Genomic DNA, 22900 nt, shown 5'->3' with positions numbered 1-22900 from the left:
AATTAGATATATTGTCTGTAGTAGCGGTTGCCGATGGAGGTCAAAATCTCCCAGGAGATTGTGCCTGCCTGCTCGGCAACGTCTTCGAGCGTCTGGTGGTCACCGATGAACTCCACCCGGCTGCCGAGTTTGAGCGCGCCTTCCGGTAGATCCGAGACATCGACGATGGTGCTGTCCATGGAAACGCGCCCGACGATCGGAAGCCGCACGCCCTGATAGACGAATGCGCCCTTGCTGCTGAGCGAGCGCAGGATACCATCGGCATAGCCGAGCGAAACCGCTGCAAGGCGACGCTCCTCTTGTGCGATGTAGGTTGCGGAATACCCAACTGCTGTTCCTGCCGGAACGGTTCGGGTCTGGACCACGGAACCCTCTATCCTGACGACCGGCTCCATCGGGTGCTCCAGCATATCCGTGGGGCGTCCACCATAGAGCGCGATACCGGGGCGAACCATCGCGCCACGAAACTTCTCGCCCAGGAATGAGCCGCCGGAATTGCCGAAGGAAACCGGTATGCCGGGGAAAATGTCGGCGATCAGCCGCATTTGCTCTGCCTGCAGACCATTATGAACATCGTCCGCCTCGTCGGCGCAAGCCAGATGGCTCATGATATAGCGCACGTCGATGTTTTCCAGAAGCTGCGCATTTGCCGCCAATGCTTCGGCTTCTTCAACGGACATCCCAAGACGCGACATGCCGGTATCAAACTGCAGCAGTGCGGGAAGCTTGCGACCGCTCAGGGTCGCGGCGGCGCGCCAGCGGGCGACCTGTTCCAGCGAATTCAGCACCGGGATGATGCCGCGAAGAGCGCAGTCCGTTTCGGAGCCCGGCTGAAGTCCGTTCAGCACATAAATAGCGGCATCCTTGGACAGAACAGGGCGAAGCGTCACCGCCTCACCATATTGGGCAACGAAGAAGTCTCGGCAACCTTCCTGGTAGAGCGCGCTCGACACTTTCTCTGCACCGAGGCCGTAGGCGTCAGCTTTCACCACAGCCGCAGCACGCGCAGGCGAAACAGTGGAAACGATCCGTCGGTAATTTCTCTTCAGCGCCGACAGATCGACCGAGAGATAGCCGGGAGCGCCGGTTTTCTGCCATTCCGTGGATGAGACCATGTCCATCGCTTCTGCGCTCCTCTTGATCTAATGCACCAGATGATAATGCTTTGATCGTGCATGTTGTGCGCGATTATTGCTTGCTTCTTGCGTTTGTGATCAAATCAATCATGAAAATAGCGTTATCATAGTGGATTCATGAATGAGTCAGTCGCTCGATGCCATTGATCGCAATATCATACGTCTGCTGCGGCTGGATGCTCGCATGAGCAGCGCCAAAATGGCGGAGTCTGTTGGGCTCTCGCCCTCTGCCTGTCTGCGCCGGATCAAGCTTCTGGAGGAGAACGGAATCATCCGGGGTTATACGGCGCTGATCGCTTCCGGCGAAGAAGGTAGCACCATCGCGGTCATGATCAACATCACGCTGGATCGCCAGACGGAAGACTTTTTGAATCGCTTCGAGGACGCCGTTCGCAAGCATCCCGAGATCCGCGAATGCTATCTGATGACGGGTGATTGGGACTACTTCCTGCGCGTCGAGGTGGAAAGTCCGCGCGAGTTCGAGACCATTCACACGGATATTCTCTCGAAGCTACCGGGCGTCACGCGCATTCATTCGAGCTTCTCCATCCGCAACGCTTTGACAGCGCGCGGGCGACGGCGCTAGCCCGAATCAACTGGAAGCCAAGCGTACTTCTACGTGCGAATAGAGGATCTGCTTCAGCTGACGAACGGTCGAGGCGTCTGTTCTTAGCATTTCCCGTGATGCGAAACTCAACTCAACCAGTTGCGCGTCACCCTCGGTGAATCGAACGGAGCAGGAGGCGTGCAATTCCGTGACCCGTAGGCGATTCAGAAGCTCGGCAGCACTCTGTGGCCGCACACCGGAGCCGGGCATGATGATAATCCGACCCTGAGCCTGCTTGATGAGCTGCTCCAACATCTCCATTCCTTCGTGCGCAGTGGGCTTTCCGCCGGATGTCAGGATTCGCGAGAAGCCGAGGTCGATTGCATCCTCCAGCGCTGCCGCCTTGTCATTCACCATGTCGAATGCACGATGGAGGGTCAGGTCCAGGCCTTTTGCATCGCTACAGAGCCATTGCAGGGTCTCGATATCCAGCGTCCCATCCGGCCGGTTTGCCCCCAGTACCACGCCTTTGAGATTGGCGGCCCGGGCTGCATCAATGTCGGCCCGCATAATATCGACCTCTTCGTTCGAGAACACGAAGCTGCCTGCGCGCGGACGGATCATGGCCGTCACCGGCACGGTCTGCTTGCCTGCGAGTTCCATAAGTCCGAAGGAGGGCGTCAACCCGCCAACGGATAGGGCGGAACAGAGTTCGATGCGGTCGGCTCCACCCTCTATGGCAGCAAAGAGCCCTTCTGCGTTATCGACACAGATTTCCAGAACGGGCTTTGATGGCTGGGTGCCAATCATGATGTCTTCCTTGTCTTGCCGCTTTCCAGAACAAAAAGGAGGATGATGCCGAAGCTGCCGACAATAGCCCCGAGGATGGAGGCGAATGAGTAGTCCCCGATCCTCGTGCCAATTGCGAAGATCCCCGCACTGAGACCGGCGCTGAGGAATATGTTCACCGCAATCAGCGAGCTTCCGAGGCCTGGTCTATCGCTAATCAAATCCTGCAGATAGGTGATGGGAAGGCTGATGATCGCCGCTGCAGCGATTCCGCTGATCACGGTCTGGGCGTAAACGTGCCATCGCTCGGTCGCAAGTCCCTGAAGCACGAGATAGAGCGCATAAAGACCGGCTCCCAGCGCAAGTGCCCGTACCGGTTTCATCCAAGTCTCGGCCTTGCCCCAGAAGAGGATGAAGACAATTTCCAGAGCGGCAACAATGCCGACGATGATGCCAAGATCGGCGACCGTGCCGCCTGCCTTGCCTGTGACGATAAGCGGACGGACGGCATCGTTGATATGAAGCATGGAACAGATCAGCGCGATTGCCAGAACCCGCATGGCGACACGAGGATCCAGCACCTCTCCCAATGAGGCCAGAAATCGCGAGCGGGCCTCACCGCCTTCTATTTCAATCTTGGGAGCCGGAGGAAGGAAGAAGGCGCCGAGGAGGAAGCAGATGATCGCCGCCAGTGTCGCAATGAGATAGGCCGGAAGCATGGAACTGGCGCCTGCCAGCATGACCCCGACAACCCCCGGCATCAGAACCCAGGAGAGCGATATCGTCGCCCGGATTGTAGAGTTAACGCCGATCAGCTGGCTGCTCGATATTCGGGAAGAATTGGCGCGAACATTGGCGAAAATCAGCGAGTTCAATGCCCCGAAGATCGGTAGAAGCAGGAGCTTTGAAACGACAAAGGCCGGAACATTGGCGAAAGCATAGACGATGCCGAAGCCAAGGACGCCGAAGAGCGACACGTAGAGAATGGAGGTCCGATAATCGCCCATCCGGTCAGCGAGGATACCCATCATGACGCTTGCGGAGACATTGATGATGGCGGCTGCGAACATCAGCGCCGCATAGCCGCTATCGCTCAGACCCAGCTCTTGAATGCCGATCAGGGATTGATAGGGCGATGTTGCCGCGCCGGTCGTTCCGAAGAAGAAGATGGCAAGGGCAGAGGTCCTGAGGCTTTTGTCTGCCCAAGTCGTTTTCAGCGCATTGCTCACGGTCGATCAATCCACCGGCTTGAATATCTCGCTTCGGCTGTGAACTCGAAATCCTTCTGGAAGGGATAGCACGGCCTCTGGCGACGCTTGTTGGATATGCGCTCGATGTCCTGATTGATCACGCCATCGGTCAGCGCCATGAGGTTGGGGTTCGCGATAGGGGCAAGCTCGGGAGAGAGATAGCCGGATTTGACGACCAATAGACGCACCGTTGCCGGATCTATGCCGTGACGCGTAAAGTCCGCGATGTTGTGATAGGGGCGACGGCGAGCGGCGAGGATCACGGTAACACCTGCAATCTTCACGACGGCCTGACGCTCGGGTTCGGAGCTGGGATCGTCGAGGCTTACCACCTGAGCCTCCACTTCGACACTGGGGCTTGCGGGATCGAGCGAGCCCCCGATCGTGAGCCTCAGAGTAGACCCTGCGCCCGCCTTGAAACAGGCTTCTACAGCGGGCCGATCCGTTATACCGCCGATGACCGCACCTTCGAAGTTTCTGGCAAGGAGCGCTTTTAGAACATCTGCGCGGTCACCAACGCCGCCACCGGTCGGATTATCACCGGAATCGGCCAGAATAACCGGTTTCGTTTCTGCTTTTTCCGCCAGTTCAAGCACCTCTTCCAGAGGCGCTGTGACAGGTCCAAACTGAAAATCCTGCCGTGCTTGCCAGTAGGATTGCGCGATGCTTTCGGCAGCTGCCTTGGCGGCTGCCTTGTCTGTGGCGGTCACCACCGCGCAGGCTGTCCCGCGCGGTTCGTCTGCCCATACATAGCCGACCATCAGATTGGCGTCCCAGATGCCCTCAGCGGCGTCATGATCAGGCAGCCGGGCGTAGAAGCTCTTGGCCGGTTCATCTTCCGTTGATGTCCGCTCGCCGGGCAGCAAAACTGGAACGGGTGCCCAGGCAACACCCGGTTTTTCTCCTGTGGTCAGAGTGCGGATCAGCATCGACCAGGCGCGGACCATCGTCTCGCGAACGTCGATATGCGGTGCTGTCCTGTAACCGGCAAAGATATCGAGCTGATCGATGATCTTCTGGGTTACGTTGCCGTGCAGGTCGTAGCTGGCTGCAATCGGCAATTCCGGACCCACCACGGCGCGTGCTGCTGAAATCCAGTCGCCTTCCGCATCATCCATTCCATCCACATTCATGGCTCCATGCATGGCCAGATAGAGACCATCCAGCGGAAGGCTGGCTCTCAGCAATTCAAGAAACTCTGCCTTGAATGCCTCATAGGTATGGCGAGCCACGGGGCCGCCCGGAACTGCACGAGCATGCAGAAGCGGCAGGTGATCGACACCATCCGCATTGAGAAAGCTGAAATAATCGGCGTTCAGAAGCTCCCTGCCACGCAGCACCCGGAAATCCTCCGGCTGCATGAGGACGGGTGAGGAGGTGGAGCATTCGGTATGAATGCCGCCGACGGCAATACGAAGGGTCATCTCGTTTACGTCCTCACAGCTTCGGCATGAGCGGGCTTATCGCAGCAAAGCGAAGCCAGTTCTTGCTGTCTTTCGGCGTCCAGGCGGCTTCGGCGATTGCCCCGAGGCGCGGGAAAACCAGATGGTTGAAGTAGTCGCGATTGAGGAAATGCTCCGACCAGATGCAGGCCTGTACGCCGCGCATGCGAGACGATAGTTCTGCCGGAAACTCACCAACCGCTTCATAGGTGTAGGTGTGTTTGGGAGGCACGGTGCCTGCCCAGCTTGCCCCTGGTTCCTGGAAGGCTTCGTCCTGCACCATATCGAGGTAATAGGCCTGCCCGGGTGTCATCACCACGTCATAACCCTGACGGGCCAGTTCGACGCCGACCTCCGGCTTCTGCCACGCCATCAGTAGAGTACCGTTCGGGTCAACACCGCCACCGTGGGATACCTCATCCCATCCGGCGAGTTGCCTGCCGCGCTCGGACAGCATGCCCTGAATGCGTTTCATAAAATGGCTCTGAAGCCCGAAGGTGCCCTGAATGCCTTCTTTCTCCATAAGCTTTTTAGCTAGCGGCGATGCCATCCAGGTATTGGCCGCCACTTCATCCCCACCGATGTGAATGAGCTTGGAGGGGAATAGCTCCACCATCTCATCGAATACCTTGCCGAGAAAATCGTAAGTCAGTTCGATTGCCGGATTGAGCGCATTGTTCGGATAGCCCTGCACTGAACGATAACTGTCGCGGGCTTCCTGTCCGTCAACCAGTTCCGGCAAGGCCACAAGCGTCGCGGTACTATGGCCGGGAATATCGATTTCCGGCACAACCTCGACATTAAGACTTGCCGCATGAGCGACAATCGCCTTCACATCGGCCTGAGAATAGACGCCACCTACCGGCTCTGCACCATTGCCCAGTTGCGGCGGCATCGGCTCATCCGGTCCGCGCAATACGCCAAGTGTTGTCAGTTGCGGATAGGCCTTGATCTCCAACCGCCATGCTTCGTCATCCGTCAGGTGCCAATGGAAGATGTTGAGGCGCATCCAGGCCAGTATGTCGATCAACCGGGTCACATCGGCCACCGGGTAGAACTGGCGGGACACATCCAGATGGCAGCCGCGCCAGCCATAGCGCGGCGCATCCTCGATGATGCCGGATCCCGGGAAGCGGAAGGTTTCCGGCTCGGTCCGCGCGCCGTGCAGCAGATGGGCGAGGGCGGTCAGACCATATTGGCATCCGGCATTGTCTGAAAATGCCAAGGTGATCTCATCATCGAAGCTGAGGCGATAGGCTTCCGGCGCAAGGCCTGTGTCTTCTTCGAAATGAATGGCCTTGCCTTCATGAACATGCGTCAAAGCGAAAGGCTGATGTCCCACCTGAAACAGTCTACGGTATAGTGATCCCAGGCGTAGCATTGCCTGTTTGTGGGCCACCGCTGTGCCCTCTGCCGGATAGAGCGCGACCGGCACCACGGATGCTGGGGACAGTTCACAGAATGCTGGCCACGGCAGCAGCGAAAATGGCTGGGTAACTTCACCTTTCGGCATGAGAACCGGCGCAGGCTCGGGCGGACGACCTGCCAATAGGGTATCGTCAACGCTGACCGGTAGATGCGTTCCGTCGCTCAAGGTCAAATAGGCAGACTTTGCCCCGTCGGTTCGATGGCGGGCCGGCCGCCAAAGTGGCGCGACCGTGAATTGCCAGCTCTCACCCGGCTGCAGCACCAGACCTTTAGTTGGCGCAAACTGATGAAAGTTGGCATTGCGTCGCAGAAAGACCGCGTTGTCGCACCGTGGCACTTCCGAATCCTTGATGCGGGTGAGCGACGTATAGGCCAGCTTGAAGCCGCTGAGTGGCGCCCTCGACAGGTTGACGAGATTGAAGACGAAGCGGCCGCAGGCGTCGCCGTCCACGGGCTCCCAGCTGTTTTCGAGGCGAAAGAGTGGAATGTTCATGATGGTTCCCTTTCCGGATCGCGTCCGGTTCCGGCTCTTGGTCGGCCGGTTTCTGAGTTTGTGATCGATCAGTAGTGTTCGGATTGAGAAAAGGTGCGCGCCAATTCGGCCTGCCCGGCAGTCAGTCCACAATCGACTGGCAGGCATACTCCGGTAATCGCCGCAGCCTGTTCACTGGAAAGAAAATACGCGGCATTGGCGACATCCTGTGCGGTAGCGATGCGACGCAAGGCGTACCAGCGCTTTGCTTCTTCGAACACGTGCGGATTTGCAGCGGCGCGCGCCTCCCAGGCCTGCGTACGTACGGTTCCCGGCGCAACAGCATTCGATCGGATGCCGAATTTGCCATATTCGACTGCGACAAGCTTGGTGAAGTGGATGAGCCCAGCCTTTGCGGCGCTGTAGGCCGGATGACCGAAGACTGCCATGCCATTGACAGAGGCGATGTTGACGACCGACCCGCTGGTAGACTTCAGCGCATCTTCAAACGCACGGAACGTGAGAAACGCCGCCTCAAGATTCAGGCTCGCATCCTGCCGCCAGATGTCGGCTGTCGTATCCTGAAGAGATACGGCGCGTGCGGCGCCAGCATTGTTTACCAGCGTCTTCGTTAATCCTAGATCGTCGACCCGTTTTGCCAAAAGAGCGACGTCTGCCTCGTTTGTAATGTCGCAGACAATCGGTACGAAGTTTTCAGAGCCCCCAAACGTGTCGCAAGCCACTTCCAGAGCTGCCGCATCAATATCCACAAGAGCGACGAGATCGTGCGCATCCGCCAGTCGATGGGCAATGGCGCGGCCGATATCGCCAGCGGCGCCTGTCACAACTGCGACGGAGCGGGGCATGGCTAATCTCCAAGTATTTGCCGGTCGTCGCCGCCATCGCGGTGCTCGACCAATTGTTGTTTGATGTGGCGCAGTGTGACGGTGGAAAGCTTGCGGTTTCGGTAGGCCACAAGGCTCGCCAGAATGTCGACGACTGCGAGGAAGGCAAAACGTGTCGATGTCGGTCGATAGATATTATCGCCCTCGGGCAGGTCTATGCCGATGACCACTTCGGCAGCGTCAGCAACCGGGCTACCGCTCTGCGTCAGAGCCACCGTGCTGATGCCGTTGTCCTGAGCGAGCTTGAAGCAACGGACCAGCTCCTGATTTCGACCGGAGAAAGAAGAGCCGATCAGGACATCATTGCTGTGCGCGGCAGCCGTGAACATCAATTGCATGTTGTGGTCGCTGCTCGCCGTCACGCGTGAGCCCAGGCGGAACAAGCGGTTCTGGATTTCGCTGGCAATCAGCGAGGAATTGCCTCCAGATCCGAATGCATAGACCATGTCCGCGCGCGAAAGCCGGTCAGCGGCCTTTTCCAGCATGACAGGATCCAACGTGCGATGGATGAGAAACAATGCATTTTGCGCTTTGGTGATCACGTCCTCCGCTACATCGGCGGGCTCTGTGCTCTTGGCTTCCGGGTTCAGATAGCGAATACCGACAAAGGCAGACTTGGCCAGTCTCACCTTGAAATCCGCAAAGCTCTGGCACCCCAGGCGACGGCAGAAACGCGTGACGGTCGGGGGAGATACTTCCGCTTTTTCAGCAAGCTCGATGATCGAGGCGTTGACCGCGAAATCGAAATCACCCAGCAAGATGTCGGCGATCCGCTGTTCGGAGGCCGAAAACTGGCTGCGTTCTTCCTGAAGAGTAGCGAAAATATCCATTGATTCCATAGCCTCAAACTTTTGGTTTGTAGGCTATGCAGTCGATTTCCACCTTGCAATCAACCATCATGCTGGCCTGTAAACAGGCGCGTGCCGGTGGATGCTCGCCGAAATAGCTCTGGTAGATCCGGTTGAAGGTCCAGAAGTCGCGCGGATCGTCCAGCCATACACCACAACGCACAACGTGTTCGACGCCGTAGCCCGCTTCGTGCAGGATGGCGATGACGTTTTCGATTGTCTTGTGTGTCTGCTCCACAATGCCACCATGGATGATTTCTCCATCCACCATGGCAACCTGACCGGACACGTGAAGCCAGCCGTCTGCTTCTACTGCGCGAGCGAAGGGAAGGCGTTGGCCGCCAGCGCCCGCCTTTTCAGCTCCATAACGTTTGATCGACATGACACTCCATGGAAATTATTTTCTTGGATCGTTGACACTGGACCATATTCGCGGGATTTTGGCCAGAGCTTTTCAAGCATTGTGAAAATTATTTAGACGAGAGCAATCCATGCGCGATCCATACCTCAATCCCTTCCCGCAAACGGATACTGCACGCCATTCGATCTGGGAGATGCTGGTCACGCGTGACATCGACGCATTCCTTGCGGCGGACTGGTCCATGGTCGCGGACGATTTCGTGGAGGAAGGCTTCCTTGGAATTTCCGGTAACCGGGATCCCAATCCGGATAACTGGCGTCTGGCATTCCCCAGTCTGTCGGCCTATCGCGACGAGTGGCTGCGGCAAGCGCAGGATTTCGCTCGTCACGAATATGGAGAAGATCCGCGCCACGCGATCTTCTCCACGACTCGTCTTGAGGAGATCGAGATCGAAGGTGAGACCGCACTGGTTCGCAAGAAATTCGATGGTGGCATCAAGAAAGCAGATGGTACGCTGGACATCATGAAATGGCAGACATTGTATTATTGTCGTCTGCATGAAGGGCGCTGGAAAATTTCCGGTTTTACCGGCTATTTGCCCAATCCTATGGGTTGAACCTTTTACCGATCGATTGATGAACGAGAGCAGAGACCACTGTGCGCATCTTTACCGCCGCTCTGGCAACGGAAACCAATACATTCGCCCCAATCTGCATCGATCGACGTGCCTTCGAGGAATCCTTGTATGCGCCTCCGGGGCAGCATCCGGTTACGCCCACGCTCTGTACGGCACCGATTACCGTTGGCCGCAAGGTTTGCGCGCAGAAAGGTTGGACACTGATCGAGGGAACCGCCGCGTGGGCAGATCCGGCAGGTCTCATCAATCGGCGTGCCTTTGAAAGTCTGCGCGATGAAATTCTGGATCAATTGCGTGAGGCAATGCCTGTAGACGCGGTGGTTCTTGGCCTGCACGGTGCCATGGTCGCTGATGGCTATCTCGATCCGGAAGGAGACCTGCTTGCACGCATTCGGCAGATGGTCGGGCCGGACGTTCTCATTTGTGCCGAACTTGATCCGCATAGTCACCTGACTGAAAAGCGCTGTGCGGCGGCCAATTTTTTCGTCGTCTTCAAGGAGTTTCCCCACACGGATTTCGTCGAGCGGGCGGAGGATCTGTGGCGGATTGCCGTCGATACCCTTGAGGGGCGCGTCAGTCCGGTCATGTCCGTGTTCGACTGCCGGATGATCGACGTGTTTCCCACTTCACGCGAGCCGATGCGATCCTTCGTCGACAGGTTGACGGAGATAGAGCAAAGCGATGTTGACGTGCTTTCACTCTCGGTCATTCACGGCTTCATGGCGGGCGATGTACCGGAAATTGGGACGAAGATGATAGCAGTCACCAACGGCAAGCGGGAAAAGGGCGAGGCGCTGGCGCAGAAGCTGGGCCTTGAGCTGTTTTCCAGGCGCGGAACGTTCATGATGCCTTGGATCGATGAGAAGGAGGCGGTTGCGAAAGCGCGGGCTAGCGCGGTCGGTCCCGTGGTGATTGCCGATATGTGGGATAATCCGGGCGGCGGCACGGCAGGCGACGCGACCGTTGTTCTGGCCGAACTTCTTTCACAAGGTGTGACGAACGTGGCCGTGGGCATGATCTGGGATCCGATCGCGGTCCAGATCTGCATGGCGGCAGGTGAGGGGGCTGAGATCCCGCTTCGGTTCGGTGCAAAATCCGCTCCGGGCACCGGCAATCCGATTGACGGATTGGTCACGGTGGTCAAACTTCAGCCGAATGCCGAAATGAGGTTTGGGGATAGCATCGCACCCTTCGGAGATGCGGCGCATATCCGGCTGAACGGAATTGACATCATCCTGAGTTCGGTACGTGTGCAGAGCTATGATCCGTCTCTTTTCACGGCGCTCGGCGTGGATCCGTTAACGAAGCATATACTGGTTATCAAATCGACGAACCATTTCTATGCGGCTTTCTCAAAGATTGCCTCCGAGATTCTTTACTGCTCTGCCGGGACGCCCTATCCGAACAATCCCGCGACGAATCCCTATCGCCGCGCCCGACGCGATATCTGGCCGATCATGGCCAATCCGCATTCAATAGAGGCTGCCTGACATGGATTTCGCAAAGCAATCGTCTGCTCAACCGCCATTGCCGAAGCCGGGCGATCTGCTCTCAACGCTCTCCACGCCGCTGCCGGTCATCGATGAGGATGTACTGGCATCGAATATCGAGCGTGTTCAATCCTACATGGATTCACATGGTCTTGCCTTTCGACCCCATATCAAGACCCACAAGATTCCGGGTCTTGCGCACCAGCAGATCGCGGCGGGAGCCAGAGGCATCAACTGCCAGAAGATTACGGAGGCAGAAGTTTTTGCCGATGCCGGATTTGAAGATATCCTGATTACCTTCAATATTCTGGGTGAGCAGAAACTGGCGCGGCTTGCGACGCTGAATGAACGCATCTCGGACTTGAAGGTCGTTGCGGACAGTATCGTTACCGTCACCGGTCTTGCCGCTTACTTTACGGGACGTAAGCCGCTGACCGTACTGGTAGAATGCGATACTGGCGGCGGGCGCTGCGGCGTCCAGACACCGGACGAGGCCGCTGCTCTGGCGCGGGGGATCGTCGCGAGCCGAAGCCTGAAGTTCGGCGGACTGATGACCTATCCGAAGGCGAACACGGAAGAGGCGGTCGAGCACTTCTTCATCGCAACCATGGCTTACCTCGCGGTCGACGGGATAGATTGCGCGATCCGTTCGAATGGCGGTACACCCAGCCTTTTTAATGCCCATCTGGTTCCCACAGCAACCGAACACCGCGCCGGGACCTACATCTATAATGATCGATCCATGGTTCGGGCGGGGCATTGTGCTTTGGAAGATTGTGCGATGCATATTCTCGCGACGGTCGTTTCTCGACCAACGCCGGAGAGGGCCATACTCGATGCAGGGTCGAAGGCGCTGACATCTGATCTGCTGGGCTTTGGCGATTACGGGCTTATTCTGGAATATCCGGATGCCAGGATCGTTGGCTTGTCAGAAGAGCATGCGACGGTCGATCTGTCTCGCGTCGACGGAATTCGCCCGGATATTGGCGAGCGCATAAGGATTGTGCCCAATCACACCTGTGTCGTCTCGAACCTCTTCGACACGATGACATTTCATCGAGAGGGTTTTGTTACACGCGTAGAGGCTGTCGCAGCGCGCGGGCTCGTCTGGTAAAGGAACAGGCCGTCGATAGACGACCACTGCTCGTCAGACCTGGTTGCTCATCACAGAGATAGCAGCAACGCCTAGGACAAAGGCCATCCAGACGAAGTTAATGACGGAAATCTTAAGGTTCGATTTTTCTACGCTAAAAGCTGCCATCTCGTCCTCATCTTACCGCGCTTAATCATCATTGAGGCGGTGTTCTTGTGTAGTTTTATTGAACGTCACAAATACCGGTCCAAAACAAAATATGTATCGGATCGGTTCCGCATCGATCGAATTGCAAGCTGAAATTACGTGAGCGGACGATCTGCCTTTAGCGATTGAATCCTGAACGTCATATGAATGTTCCTAAGCGGGAAAATTTTGTTCGCATTGGAACCAGTGTATTCGCGAGGTAAACGCAGCATGTTCCTGTCTTACTCTCTGGCGGCGGAATTGCGCTACGCCCTTTCAGGTCAGTTCGAAGAGGTGGAAATTGCGCAGGATGGCCAACATATCGTTTTGACCGGCTACGTGGCTTCCGAAGACCTTCGCAGGGAGGTTTGCCGTATGGCGCATGAACTCGCTGCAGGCGTTCCGGTTCTGTGCATGCTTGCGGTGCTGGCTGAAACCAGCATGATCGTGTCTTAATAAAAAGCGGCGCCCGCGAGGGAGGCGGGCGCCGGTGCCTGACGGAGCGTCAACGGTTGGGGGACGACGCGAGCGCCTGTATCAGGCAGCAGTAACTTCCGGCATTTCAAGCTTTTGCCAGTCAACATGACGCTCGAACGCAATGCCGTTTGCGTCGAACAGATGGCAATCGGCGGCGCGAATACCAGCTGGCATGGGTTCATCCACCCTGATCGGGGCCGAGCCCGGCAGAAGCGAACAGAAGCCTTCACCGCTGGACAATGATGCGTAGGCCACCGTGTTGACGCCAAGCCTTTCGATCACAGATGGGGTGACCGTAATGCGCAGATCTCCCGAGATGAGGCTGATATGTTCCGGGCGGATACCGAGGGTCAGCGTCTTCCCGACGATACCGTCACGCGGGGTCACCGGTATCGTAATACGTTGACCTTCGAAGGATACGGTTATCCCACCAGCGTCAACCGCTTCGCAGGTAACAGGCAGGAAGTTCATCTTCGGATTGCCGATGAAGCCCGCCACGAACAGATTTTGCGGCTTGTGATAAAGCTCCAGCGGTGCGCCGACCTGAGCGATATCCCCGGCATTGAGAACCACGATCCGGTCAGCCATTGTCATGGCTTCCACCTGATCATGCGTCACGTAGATCATGGTCGCCTTGAGGTCGCGGTGCAGTTTCGAAAGCTCGATGCGCATGTCTGCACGCAGGGCCGCATCAAGGTTTGAAAGCGGCTCATCGAACAGGAAGATCTTTGGCTCGCGAACGATCGCTCGCCCGATTGCGACGCGCTGGCGCTGGCCGCCGGAAAGCATGCCCGGCTTTTGCTGCAGCCGCTTGTCGAGTTGAAGGATCTTCGCGACCGCTCCCACTTTCTCGCGAATCTTTTCCTCCGGCAGTTTTTCGACGCGGAGAGGAAACGCGATGTTTTCAAAAACGGTCATATGCGGATAGAGCGCGTAGGACTGGAAAACCATGGCAATTCCGCGCTGGACCGGCGGCTTGTCATTGACGCGCACGCCATCGATGACGATGTCGCCCGCGCTGGTGGAATCCAGACCAGCAATCATGCGAAGCAGCGTGGACTTTCCACAGCCGGACGGCCCGACGAAGACGACGAATTCGCCATCCTTCACCTCAAGGCCAATGCTTTTCAGTACTTCGAAGTCTCCGTAGAACTTCTGTACTTTGTCGAGATAGAGCTGTCCCAAAACATATTCTCCGTTCGCCGGAACGAGCGGCTTTCGCGGAAAGAGGAAGGGTGGCTGGGCGCGGCGTAAAGGTTGACCGCGCCCTGAACCCGGTTGTTACTTGTACTGCTCCATGTCGGCAGCCGCCTTTTTCAGCGCTGCGGCAGGCTCAGCCTTGCCGGTGACCACCGACTGCACCATCTCGATCACAACGTTCTGGAAGCCCTTGTAATCCTTGAAGAGTGGCTCCGGACCGCCGTAATTGATGCCCTCGATAAGTGGCTTCCAGAAGGGGTCCTTCTGAACGAATTCATCTACTTTCGGGGAAGGACGAAGTGGCGTCAAACCGGCATCGCCCTGAAGTTCGTACTCACCCTGCGGGCCGGGGGAGGTGATGAATTTGGCAAACTCGGTCGCCTTTTCTTCGACGCCGGTGCCCTTGAAGATGGCAAGGCTATCGGTGATCAGGAGCGTACCTGGACCCTTTGCGGATGGGCCAGATGGAAGAGTTGAAATGCCCCAGTTGATGTTGGTCTTCTTGAGACGCGATGCGGCGCCTGAACCGGCCTGGATCATGCCGACCTTGCCATCAAGGAAGATGGCGCGAATTTCATTCTGCTCGTAAGCGGTTGCACCTTCAACGGAGTAGGGCGTGATGTCCTTGTAGGCCTGCAAGGCGGCCAGAACTTCCGGGCTGTTGGCCACGACCTTGTCGCCGTCGAGCATCTTGCCGTTGTTGGTGTAAACCCAATGCATGAACTGGTGCATCGTGTTGTCGAAGGTCTTGGCTGGCAGGCCGTAACCGGCAATGCCTGTCTTTTCCTTGATCTGCTTGGCGAATGCGATCTCTTCAGCCCAGGTCTTCGGCGGCGTTTCAGGATCAAGGCCAGCCTTTTTGAACAGGTCCTTGTTCCAGTAAAGCGCCTTGGTCGAGAAGGCAATCGGTACGCCCCACTGGTTGTTGTTGAACGTTACGGTGTCAACAATATTGGGGTAATAGCTCTTCTTCTCGGCGTCCGTCATCGGAACCGGAACGATGAGGTCGTTCTCGGCGAATTCCTTCAGAGTGCGCGAACCCACATAGGCCATGCCAACCGGCGTGCCGGCTGCTGCAAGCGTGGTGGCCTTGTCCTGGCACTGCGCCCAGCCGACAACTTCAGCCTTGATCTTCCAGCCTGCGTTCTTGCCTTCCCATTCCTTGATGTATTTTTCATGGATCGGGTCGATCTTGTCGCCGCAATAGATCCAGGAAATTTCCTTGTCTGCAGCCTGTGCGGCTAGCGTGCCGAGCGCTGTAGAAGCGGCCAGTGCCATTGCGTAAAGCCCAGTCTTTACTGATTTGCTCATGGTTAGTCTCCCATTCTCTGGTGGTTGTTTTATTGTTTCACCGCGCCCGCGGTCAGGCCGCTGACGAGATAGCGTTGCAGGAAGAAGATCACGATCATGGCGGGCGCGATGCCGACGAAGCTTGCGGCCATCAACTCGTTCCAAACAACTTCCTGGCGTCCGAAATAGGCAAAGAGCCCGACTGGAAGGGGCATGTATTCGCTCTTGGCGTTGAAGGTCAGGGCGAAGATGAATTGCTGCGCGTAGGACCCGATAAAAGTAGTGATCGCAACGACCGTGATGCCGGGCATCGCAATCGGTAGGATTACCCGGCGCAGCGTATAGAAGTGGCTGGCACCATCCACGTAGGCGGCTTCATCCAGTTCCTTAGGAATGCGCATCATGTAGGTTCGCAAAAGCCAGATCGCCGAGGGGATCAGAAAGGCAACGCCCGGAACGATCATGGCGAAATAGGTGTTCAGAACCCCGAGCGAACGCATCAGGCGAAACAGCGGAATGAGAAGCACCGCGCCGGAGAACATATTGACGGCGAGGAAGGCGCCCAGAAGCGTGCCGCGCCCCTTGAACTCGAACCGTGCAAAGGCATAGGCCGCGGGCACGACCATGCAAAGCACGACCGCAGTAACGATTGTGGAGATGAAGAACGAGTTGAAGATGTAGCGGCCAAAGCCGGGCACGCTCTCCCACATCGTGACATAGGCGCGGAAGGAGCCGTTCTCCGGAATGAAGCGGTAAGGCGAGGAGAACAACTGGCTCAAGGGCTTCAACGAGACAAGGAACCCCTCGACGAAGGGAGCGAGCACGAAGGTGAGAAACACACCGATGCCGCAATAGATGCCAATGATCTCATACCAGCGATAGCGGTTGATAAGCTGAGGAGGCTCTCTCATTGCTTCTCTCCCGATGCGAGACGGCTGGTGACGCGGAAGTAGCAAAGGCAGAAGATCGACAGGAAGATGCAGATCAGAACCGCGCGGGCGGCGCCTTCGCCGTATTTCTTGGAACCGATGGCGGTCCGGTAGGTGTCGATGATCATGGTCGTCGTTTCGCCGTTCGGCCCACCCTGGGTCAGGATCCAGATGATGTCGAACGAGTTGAACGTGGCGATCAGGGACAGCATCGACATGGTAATCATCGATGGCACCAGGAGCGGCAGGGTGATACGGCGGAAGCGGTAAAAACGCCCAGCGCCATCGGTCCATGCTGCCTCGTAGAGATCCTGCGGAATTGCCTGCATGGCTGCCAGCATATAGAGGGTGACCATTGGCACACCGATCCACACGTCGGTAATGATCGTTGCCCAGAAGGCTGTCGAACCCTGCGCCAGGAAGGCAATGGGGCCATCCGTGAAGCCGGCACGCTGCAGCATGCCCGAAATCATGCCGAACTGGCCGTTATACATCCACCCCCACATGAAAATGCCGATGGCCATCGGCACGATCCAAGGCGGCATGGTCAAAACACGGAACAGCGCGCGGCCGGGCACGGCAGCGTTCAGCATTGTTGCGCCGAAGGTACCGATGATCATCTTTATGGCGACGGAGAAGAAAGTCCAGACGAAGGTGCGGATGATGACTTCAGCGAAACTCGCGTTGAAGATCTTCTCATAATTCGCCCAGCCAACCCATTCGGTCGTCCGCTTCAGCGATGCATCCGTGAACGACAGGATGAACGTGTCAACGAGCGGGTAGGCGACAATGGTCAGGACGTAGAGCAGTGCCGGAGCGAGCAGCAGCCAGGCAAAGATGACGGCGCTTTTGCGGGCATCCATGGCGACCCCCATCACGCAGACTTTGCCTGGGCTGATCCGGAGCCATGCAGGTAGGCGTCATACTGGCACCATACGGGTGCAAGGTCCACGACCTTGCGTCCGTTGCGCGCTTCATCCATGGCCAGCGCAAGAATGCCCGCCTCGATCGCATCCAGAGCTGAAACGGGAAGCGGCGTGCCTTTGGTGATATGTGCGAACACATCGGCCGCCATCTGCTCATCCGCGCCGTAGTGATGGGAGGTCAGCGAGGGAGCCTGATAACGGTTCGCAATACGCTTCTCGCTCGAATGCGCGTCATGCACATCCATGAAGCCGCGAACGAAATCGCCTTCGGCCATGCCCTTCGAGCCGATCACGCAGAACCGGCGGAATTCATCCGGCACGTTGAGATTCGTATGGAACGTCATCGAAGCGCCGTTCTCGTATTCGACGATCGCGGTCTGGTAATCGATGATATCGCCATCGCTGTCGAAGACCTTGTCGGAACCCAGCCAGCCGCTCGGCTTGCGGTGATAGACATGCAAATCGTTGACGCCGGTGCTTTCTGGAGCATTCTCCGGCGTAAAGCTCTTGCGGCCGCCGAAGCTCGCCACGAAACGAGGCCGCGCGCCAACGACGCCGTTGTACAGATCGAGGTCATGGCAGCACTTTTCGAGCATGAAGCTGCCGGCGTAACGGCTGTAGCGTCGCCAGTCGCGCATGAAGAAGGCACCGTGATAGGGTGCAATGTGCTCGGACGCCTCGATGGACACAACATCGCCCAGCAGGCCGTCCGCCTGCGCCTGCCTCAGATCCTTATAGAGCGGCGAGTATCGCAGAACGAGACCAACCAGCAGGCGGTCGTGGCCGTGCTTGTGCAGAAGCGCGGCCAAGGCATAGCTCTCTTCGATCGAAACGACGATCGGCTTTTCGGTAAAGACCGTAAGGCCTGCTTCGAGTCCGATGCGGATGTGTTCGAGGTGCAAATGATTTGGAGAACCGATCATCAGGAGATCGAAAGTTTCGCTCTCAATCAATTGCTGCGGCGTTTCATAGGACCGACCAGGCGAAATACCGGCTTCGTCAAGACGTTCCATGCCTGCAGGCGCCGGATCCACATAGCCGACGATTTCGAAATCCGGATCCATCTGATTGAAAACCTGGCCAAGATATCCGAGGCGGAAGCCAGCCCGATGATTGCGACCTTCATGATGGTCAATTCCCCACTGCGTAATTATTTTTCACAGATTGTTTTACGGAAGTGGTTTCGTCAACCGAAAATCCGAGAAATATCGCTTTCATGAAATTCATTTTCAGAATTCACCTGTTGCGATGTTTCTTGAGGATCGCCGCCCGGTTCTCCGACAACTGTTCCGCTCATCAAACTTTTTGTTAACATTTAATACCAAAAACAGTCCAATCGTCTAGATGAATCTTTTCTGTTTAAGAATTTTTGCATTCGATTTAGAAAAAGCCGTTTAAAAAGAGAGCGATAGGATCGCGACTCCAGTTTCTCTCTTTGCTGCAGATAGAACCAATTGCCTATTTGGAATTTGATTGGTATTGTGCGCTCGATTATTGGAACGCGCTATCGCGGTCGCAGGCTCTCGCTCTTGCGCGCCGCACCAGGAGGGGTGTTTGAACGAGGTGGCTTTGCCTCTTGAGCAATTGCAGGCAGCAAGCGGCGGACCGCTCTACGTCAAGCTCAAGAATATGATCGAACAGGCCATGAAGGATGGTCGTTTGAAGCATGGCGATGCCTTGCCGGCTGAGCGTGATATCGCGGATGCAGCGGCGATTTCACGTGTCACTGTGCGCAAGGCCATCGACGATCTCGTTGATCAGGGGCTTCTCGTGCGCAGACGTGGCTCTGGCACCTTCGTCAGCAAGCCGGTTCCTCGCATGCAGCAATCGCTGACGCGGCTGACCTCGTTTTCGGAAGACATGCGCAGGCGCGGCATGACAGCGGGTTCGCGCTGGCTGGATCGAGGTCTGTTTCATCCGACTCCGGAGGAGACCATGACGCTCGGATTGAGTGGTAACGCCCGTGTTGCGCGCCTGGTGCGCCTGCGTACGGCCAATGACATGCCGATCGCTCTGGAGCGTACAAGTCTTCCGGACGACATTCTCCCGGATCCGGATGCTGTCGAAAACTCGCTATACCAGGCACTGTCCGGACGCCGCATCCAGCCGGTTCGGGCAAACCAGCGTATTTCGGCGGTCCTTCTGAAGGAGGAGGAAACGGAATTGCTGGGGGTGCCGACGGGCTCTGCGGCGCTTAGCGTTCAGCGTATCGCCTATCTTGACTCAGGTCGGGTGATGGAAGTCTCGACCGCCCTTTATCGCAGCGACGCTTACGATCTCGTCGCAGAGCTTACGATCGGCGCCTGAAGGCGCAAAGGAATTGAAAGGTCAATCATGACATCGATTATGCGACAGGAGATCGATCAGATCCCGGCGGTAACCGCACGGCTGCTGGGTGAACAGGCTGCTGTTCTGGCAGATGCTGGTCAAGCACTGAGAGCGCGCGATCCTGCGGTGGTTGTCACCATTGCCCGCGGTTCATCCGACCATGCAGCCCACTTTCTGAAATACGCGATCGAGCTGGAACTCAGTATCCCGGTTGCCTCCGTTGGCCCATCGCTGGCCTCCATTTACCAGTCACCTTTGAAGCTTTCGCGCGGCGCCGCAATCGCCGTGTCACAGTCGGGCGCAAGTCCGGATATCGTGGCCTTGACGAGGACGGCGGTTGAAGGTGGCGCATTGACGATTGCCTTGGCCAACACGGTGCCATCCCCACTCAGCCAGGCGGCGACGGTCGCTGTCGATATCGCTGCGGGGCGGGAGCTTGCTGTGGCCGCGACGAAATCCTTCGTCAACTCCATCGTGGCCGGTCTTGCAATCATCGCCCACTGGAAGAACGATGCCGCACTTATCGACGCGGTGGCGGCTCTTCCAGCACATTTCGAGGCTGCATTGAAACTGGATTGGAGCGCTATTCTCGATCCTCTTGCAACGGCCGAGTCCCTTTACATGTTGGGTCGCGGCCCTTCGCTTGCCATCGCCTCTGAAGCGGCGTTGAAATGCAAGGAAACGTGCGAATTGCATGCGGAAGCCTATTCGTCTGCGGAAGTTCTGCATGGACCGGTGTCGCTGGTCGCGCCTGCATTTCCTGTGATCGCTTTTGCCGCGCGTGACGCTGCCGAAGCATCGATTGCGGAAACAGCGTCCAAGCTGGTTGCCAAGAATGCGAAGACCTTTGTTACCTCACGTCTTGCAACCGGTGCGGAGCAATTGCCTTTTGTAACCACGGGTCATCACCTGACGGATGCCTTGTGCCTTATTATCCCCTATTATGGCATGGTTGAGCAGCTATCGCGCCAGCGCGGCTTCAATCCAGACAAGCCCGCGGCCCTTCAGAAGGTGACGGAAACCCGATGAAACAGTCGCTTGCCGTCGCCTGCCAGCGTATTTTCGATGGTGAAGCTCTCTTTCACGATCATGCCTTGCTGATCGAGGGCGGAACCGTGAATGACATCGTGCCGCAATCGGATGTGCCGGATGGCTTCGTTTTGCGTCAGGCGGGAGATCGCCTGTTGGCACCGGGATTTGTCGATCTTCAGGTCAATGGCGGCGGTGGCGTGCTTTTCAACAACCAACCGGACGTGGCTGGTATCGAGACGATCTGCAAGGCTCATGCCGCCTATGGCACAACCTCGGTCATGGTCACGCTGATTACCGATACGCCTGAAGTTCGCGATCAGGCTTTGACGGCTGGAAAGGCTGCGTTCGAACAGCAGGTGCCGGGTTATCTCGGCCTTCATCTTGAAGGGCCACATCTCTCACACGCCAGAAAGGGCACCCATGATCCGGCGCTGATCCGCCCCATGCAGCCGGATGACCTGTCCGTGCTGGTCGAAGCCGGTGGCTCTTTCGGGCAGGCGATCACAACCATTGCGCCCGAGAGCGTCACCAGCGACCAGGTCCGCTCATTGGTGCAGGCCGGCTACATCGTCAGCCTGGGCCACACAGATGCACAGGCGCATGCGATTGCCCCTTATGTCGAGGCCGGGGCGTCGATGGTTACCCACCTATTCAACGCCATGAGCCAGATGGGAAATCGCGAGCCAGGACTTGTCGGTATCGCTCTGGACGATGGGCGTTTGTCCTGTGGCCTGATTGCCGACGGATTTCATGTCGATCCGGTATCGATGCGGGTCGCTATTCGCGGCAAGGGCGGGCCGTCTCACATCTTTCTCGTCACCGATTCCATGTCGACCGTCGGCACTGATGATGATGGATTTGAACTCAATGGGCGTCGGATCTATCGCAATGGTGGACGCCTGACACTGGCGGATGGCACGCTGGCAGGAGCGGATATCGATATGCTTTCCTGTGTCCGTTATACGCATCTCACGCTTGGCCTGCCGCTTGTTGAGGCGCTGCGCCTGGCGGCCCGTTATCCGGCAGAAGCCTTGGGTTTAATCAACAAGGGACAACTGCGGCCGGGTTTTGACGCGGATTTTGTCATTCTGGATCGTGACCTGGGTTGGCACTCGACGTGGATCGACGGGTCCCTCGTCTCTGGCGGCGCGAATGCAATCGAAGTGGTGGCTCCATGATTGTCTGTTTCGATATCGGAGGGACGGCGATCAAGGGCGCGCTTGCCTTCTCTGCGGATGATATTCGGCCCGTGCCAAGGCAGGCGACGCCCGTCCATGATTTTGATGCCTTCGTGGCCGTTCTCAAGTCTGTCATCGCCCTCAGCGACGAACAGCCTGAGTGCGTTGCGCTCTCCATTGCGGGCATCATTGACCCTGAATCGGGTCGAGCAGTGGTTGCCAACGTGCCTTGCATTCACGGACGCCGCCTGGGACAGGATCTGGAAGCCGCACTCGGCTTGCCGGTTCTTGTTGCCAATGATGCGGATTGTTTCGTACTGGCGGAAGCGGGCATTGGAGCCGCCAAGGGTCACCTCGTGGTTTTCGGCGTCATACTCGGCACCGGCGTGGGTGGTGGACTGGTTATTGATGGACAGCTGATCAACCGCGAAGGTGGCTTTGCTGGCGAATGGGGCCACGGCCCTGTGGCGGCAACGGAAGCAGGCAACCCTCCCGTTCATCTGCCCCGATTTGCCTGCGGTTGTGGGCTCAGCGGCTGTATCGATGCGATTTGCAGTGCGCGCGGCATGGAGAAACTGCACAGGCATCTGCACGGTGAAGACCTGTCTAGCGAGAGCATTGTCGCGAACTGGCAAGCGGAGGAGGTGCGCGCCTCCCGCACGATGGACGTTTACCTCGATGTGCTGGCAGGGCCGCTGGCGCTTGTCGCGAATGTCACCGGCACGACAATCATTCCGGTGGGCGGCGGTCTTTCGAATTCGATTGCCTTGGTCGAGGCTATCGATCGCGCTGTCCGCGCCCGCATCTTGCGAAAGTTTCAGCGTCCGCTTGTCGTTCCTGCGCAATGCAAGATTGAGCCGGGCCTGATTGGCGCTGCCATCTTGGGCCTTAATTCTGTTGAGTCTGACCTGTCCGGTTAAGCGTCGCGCCCTTCTGCGTAAGGCTTTCCATACCAA

21 protein-coding genes and 1 pseudogene are annotated in these 22900 nt (G+C 57.3%); 9 read left to right on the top strand and 13 right to left on the bottom strand.

The genetic code is table 11. The annotated features are described in order from the left end of the window. Positions 1-2: 2 nt before the first annotated feature. Positions 3-1121, bottom strand: a complete 1119-nt coding sequence (alr, locus tag MUU53_RS07995; RefSeq protein ID WP_247260434.1) for an alanine racemase — start codon at positions 1119-1121, stop codon at positions 3-5. A gap of 136 nt (positions 1122-1257) precedes the next feature. Between alr and MUU53_RS07990 the strand changes: the two genes are divergently transcribed. Continuing rightward, entirely contained in the window at positions 1258-1722 is a 465-nt protein-coding gene (locus tag MUU53_RS07990; protein ID WP_247260433.1) for an Lrp/AsnC family transcriptional regulator, read from the top strand. 6 nt (positions 1723-1728) lie between these two features. On the opposite strand, the gene MUU53_RS07985 is transcribed toward MUU53_RS07990, so the two are convergent. From MUU53_RS07985 to MUU53_RS07955, 7 genes are all read right to left on the bottom strand, one after another. After that, positions 1729-2493 carry a copper homeostasis protein CutC gene (locus tag MUU53_RS07985; protein WP_247260432.1) on the bottom strand — a complete coding sequence of 255 codons (765 nt, stop codon included), beginning with the start codon at positions 2491-2493 and terminating at the stop codon, positions 1729-1731. Beyond that, on the bottom strand, positions 2490-3701 hold the full coding sequence (locus tag MUU53_RS07980; RefSeq protein WP_247260431.1) for an MFS transporter: 1212 nt from the start codon (positions 3699-3701) through the stop codon (positions 2490-2492). Before MUU53_RS07980 ends, MUU53_RS07985 begins: the two co-directional genes overlap by 4 nt. Beyond that, entirely contained in the window at positions 3698-5146 is a 1449-nt protein-coding gene (locus tag MUU53_RS07975; RefSeq protein WP_247260430.1) for a M81 family metallopeptidase, read from the bottom strand. Before MUU53_RS07975 ends, MUU53_RS07980 begins: the two co-directional genes overlap by 4 nt. Positions 5147-5159: 13 nt before the next feature. Next, entirely contained in the window at positions 5160-7085 is a 1926-nt protein-coding gene (locus MUU53_RS07970) for a beta-N-acetylhexosaminidase (RefSeq protein ID WP_247260429.1), read from the bottom strand. A 68-nt stretch (positions 7086-7153) separates the two neighbouring features. Further along, on the bottom strand, positions 7154-7930 hold the full coding sequence (locus MUU53_RS07965) for an SDR family oxidoreductase (RefSeq protein ID WP_247260428.1): 777 nt from the start codon (positions 7928-7930) through the stop codon (positions 7154-7156). A gap of 2 nt (positions 7931-7932) precedes the next feature. After that, a complete protein-coding gene (locus tag MUU53_RS07960) occupies positions 7933-8799 on the bottom strand; it encodes a MurR/RpiR family transcriptional regulator (RefSeq protein ID WP_062556918.1) in 867 nt (288 codons plus the stop codon). A 13-nt stretch (positions 8800-8812) separates the two neighbouring features. Beyond that, positions 8813-9199, bottom strand: coding sequence for a RidA family protein (locus MUU53_RS07955; protein WP_247260427.1), 387 nt, complete (start codon positions 9197-9199; stop codon positions 8813-8815). Between the two features lie 109 nt (positions 9200-9308). Here MUU53_RS07955 and MUU53_RS07950 point away from each other — a divergent pair, with 109 nt between their 5' ends. From MUU53_RS07950 to MUU53_RS07935, 4 genes are all read left to right on the top strand, one after another. Continuing rightward, on the top strand, positions 9309-9794 hold the full coding sequence (locus tag MUU53_RS07950) for a hypothetical protein (RefSeq protein ID WP_247260426.1): 486 nt from the start codon (positions 9309-9311) through the stop codon (positions 9792-9794). Between the two features lie 41 nt (positions 9795-9835). After that, positions 9836-11305 carry a M81 family metallopeptidase gene (locus tag MUU53_RS07945; protein WP_247260425.1) on the top strand — a complete coding sequence of 490 codons (1470 nt, stop codon included), beginning with the start codon at positions 9836-9838 and terminating at the stop codon, positions 11303-11305. Position 11306: 1 nt separating this feature from the next. Beyond that, positions 11307-12419 carry a D-TA family PLP-dependent enzyme gene (locus MUU53_RS07940; RefSeq protein WP_247260424.1) on the top strand — a complete coding sequence of 371 codons (1113 nt, stop codon included), beginning with the start codon at positions 11307-11309 and terminating at the stop codon, positions 12417-12419. Positions 12420-12815: 396 nt separating this feature from the next. Further along, positions 12816-13040 (top strand): hypothetical protein, encoded by a 225-nt coding sequence (locus tag MUU53_RS07935; protein WP_247260423.1) that lies wholly within the window; start codon positions 12816-12818, stop codon positions 13038-13040. Between the two features lie 81 nt (positions 13041-13121). Here MUU53_RS07935 and MUU53_RS07930 read toward each other — a convergent pair whose 3' ends face one another. The 5 genes and pseudogenes from MUU53_RS07930 to MUU53_RS07910 all read right to left on the bottom strand — a co-directional run bounded on the left by MUU53_RS07930 (position 13122) and on the right by MUU53_RS07910 (position 18532). Beyond that, the gene (locus tag MUU53_RS07930; protein WP_247260422.1) at positions 13122-14246 is read right to left on the bottom strand and encodes an ABC transporter ATP-binding protein; all 1125 of its coding nucleotides are present in this window, start codon (positions 14244-14246) and stop codon (positions 13122-13124) included. A 96-nt stretch (positions 14247-14342) separates the two neighbouring features. Next, positions 14343-15572 (bottom strand): ABC transporter substrate-binding protein, encoded by a 1230-nt coding sequence (locus MUU53_RS07925; RefSeq protein ID WP_247260421.1) that lies wholly within the window; start codon positions 15570-15572, stop codon positions 14343-14345. A 29-nt stretch (positions 15573-15601) separates the two neighbouring features. Continuing rightward, on the bottom strand, positions 15602-16462 hold the full coding sequence (locus MUU53_RS07920) for a carbohydrate ABC transporter permease (RefSeq protein ID WP_247260420.1): 861 nt from the start codon (positions 16460-16462) through the stop codon (positions 15602-15604). Then, positions 16459-17343: a carbohydrate ABC transporter permease gene (locus MUU53_RS07915; RefSeq protein ID WP_247260419.1), complete on the bottom strand. Its 885-nt coding sequence runs from the start codon at positions 17341-17343 to the stop codon at positions 16459-16461. The genes MUU53_RS07920 and MUU53_RS07915 overlap by 4 nt, the downstream gene beginning before the upstream one ends. An 11-nt stretch (positions 17344-17354) precedes the next feature. Then, a pseudogene (locus MUU53_RS07910) lies at positions 17355-18532 on the bottom strand (Gfo/Idh/MocA family protein). A 428-nt stretch (positions 18533-18960) separates the two neighbouring features. Here MUU53_RS07910 and MUU53_RS07905 point away from each other — a divergent pair. From MUU53_RS07905 to MUU53_RS07890, 4 genes are read left to right on the top strand one after another with little or no spacing between them, the layout of a single operon-like run. Beyond that, positions 18961-19713, top strand: coding sequence for a GntR family transcriptional regulator (locus MUU53_RS07905; protein ID WP_165130987.1), 753 nt, complete (start codon positions 18961-18963; stop codon positions 19711-19713). Between the two features lie 27 nt (positions 19714-19740). Beyond that, on the top strand, positions 19741-20763 hold the full coding sequence (locus MUU53_RS07900) for an SIS domain-containing protein (RefSeq protein WP_247260418.1): 1023 nt from the start codon (positions 19741-19743) through the stop codon (positions 20761-20763). Further along, positions 20760-21944: an N-acetylglucosamine-6-phosphate deacetylase gene (gene nagA / locus MUU53_RS07895; protein WP_247260417.1), complete on the top strand. Its 1185-nt coding sequence runs from the start codon at positions 20760-20762 to the stop codon at positions 21942-21944. Before MUU53_RS07900 ends, nagA begins: the two co-directional genes overlap by 4 nt. Beyond that, complete coding sequence (locus tag MUU53_RS07890) at positions 21941-22864, top strand: ROK family protein (protein ID WP_247260416.1); 924 nt, start codon at positions 21941-21943, stop codon at positions 22862-22864. Before nagA ends, MUU53_RS07890 begins: the two co-directional genes overlap by 4 nt. Positions 22865-22900 lie beyond the last annotated feature (36 nt).

The organism is Affinirhizobium lemnae, assembly GCF_022968395.1.
In the GTDB taxonomy this organism is placed as follows: Bacteria; Pseudomonadota; Alphaproteobacteria; order Rhizobiales; family Rhizobiaceae; genus Neorhizobium; species Neorhizobium lemnae.
The sequence above is the reverse complement of the archived record's forward strand: the minus strand, read 5'-3'. Positions and strand labels throughout refer to the sequence as shown.